This is a genomic window from Microvirga tunisiensis (assembly GCF_009296175.1).
GTDB lineage: Bacteria > Pseudomonadota > Alphaproteobacteria > Rhizobiales > Beijerinckiaceae > Microvirga > Microvirga tunisiensis.
In genome coordinates this window covers 1-1,630 of sequence record NZ_VOSK01000706.1, presented here as the reverse complement: position 1 = coordinate 1,630, position 1,630 = coordinate 1, and the positions used below count along the sequence as shown (strand labels likewise).

Below are 1,630 nucleotides of genomic sequence, written 5' to 3'. Positions count from 1 at the left end.
CTAGACTGGGCGATCCGAATGTCTTCCTCGTCGCGGCCACCGTATCTAAACTTAAGGGTCGTAAACTCCTCGACCGCCATCGTATGTACATGCGCAGACCGAGGGTCCGTCACTTCACTCCCCGCCCAGAAGCCCTTGAGGATGTGGTGGACCGCCTCCTCTTGAAGGGGATGGGCCCGCGTGAAGTTGCTACGAGCTAACGGAATTGCGAATGGGCCATTTGAGGCAGTTGGAGCGATGATTTCGACGGGAATTGGGTAGAAGAATTCGTAGTCCGAGCGGCTGTCTGGAAAGCTATAGCTGACGGTACCAACCCACTTCGTGCCTCCGAGCACGCCGTCGATGGTTGGGTCAGTGGTGGCAGGAACTCTGGTTGGGCGTGCCATGATGTTCTCCCTTTCGGGACTGTTATTGGCCTCGTCGCCGGCGCCGGGACGCGCCCGGGTCACCAAGACGGCGCGAGGATTTTAGCACCGCCTTGGGTTGCTGTCCTTTCCTTTTGAAGCGCAATTTTCGCGAGGACTGCAGTTCCGACCTTTTGCCCGTCCCGCGCCTGTATTCACATACCCGATGGCACTGCCGCCGGTTCGCCTAGAATACGGTTCGCCTAGAATACAATGACCTCGATCTCAATGAGTGGAGGGGAAGATGATCAACTTTCCTAATGCCTGGCTAGAACTGCTTCAGTCGACCACTGGGATGGTCGGGAGAACGAGGGCGGAGCAGCTTTTCATCTTGGGGGTTGTTGCGGCTCCATGCATCCTGGCGCTCTTGAGCCGGAGCGTCGTTGCGCTTGGGGTGGCGGCTCTGCTGTTAGGTTTGTCCATCACCGCCTTTCAGGCTCGACCTGACGTATACCATCAGTGGATCATTGCCCTCGCAGCGTTTGCCGCCGGATGCCTCACCTGTCTCCAGGCCATCAGGCTTCGAAGCTCCCGAAGGCGGATACAACGAGCGGAGGAGGAGCACGCTGAATTGGAAACAGTTCGCGAGCAGCTCCAGCGGGAAGTGTATTGGCGCACCGCAAGCGAAGCGCATAAGCCAAACCGGCCCTCCCGGCTCTGATGATTGCTGGCTTGACGCAATAGCCTCAGCAGGCCAGACGACGCCACCATGGACATGCTTTCCACACTGCAAACTCGGATCGTGCCTTGATGACCTCCGCTTCCATCCAGCCCCGCAGTTCCTTCACGGATGAGCCTGATCAGCGCCGTTATGGAACGGCGATCAGGCGCTGGATGCCTTTGTTCGAATGAAACTAGGCATCCGCTGCACTTGCTGCCTTGTGCCACTGGCGGTTAGGTTTGCGTCTTGCAGTCTTGAGCAGCCTTGCCTCCAGGTGGTCCTGGAGCCATCGGAGTTCCTCCTGGAGCCGTTCAAGGCGGTCCAGAAGTTCGGCATCTGTCAATCGAGGGGATGAGGGACAGGCCGTCTGACATCCCTGAGCATCGGTGATGCTGCGGATTTCCTCGAGGGCGGCTGGACCGATGCCGGGAGCTTTGAGCCAATCGCGGTCTGAAATCTCGGCCATCTCTCGCACGCTGGGACAGCGGCCCTTGAACGCGTTCAGGATTGCGGCTCTCACCCGCGACGGAACAGCATCCAGAGGAAAAGGCTCTTCCAAGGTCAT

General features: G+C 58.7%; 1 protein-coding gene and 1 pseudogene. Both read right to left on the bottom strand.

Annotated elements, in window-relative coordinates; all coding sequences use genetic code 11:
- Positions 1-386 (bottom strand): annotated as a pseudogene (locus FS320_RS43030) (hypothetical protein); the annotation flags it as partial.
- An 872-nt stretch (positions 387-1,258) separates the two neighbouring features.
- On the bottom strand, positions 1,259-1,630 hold a 372-nt coding region (locus FS320_RS46805; protein WP_210252262.1), incomplete at its 5' end, for a hypothetical protein.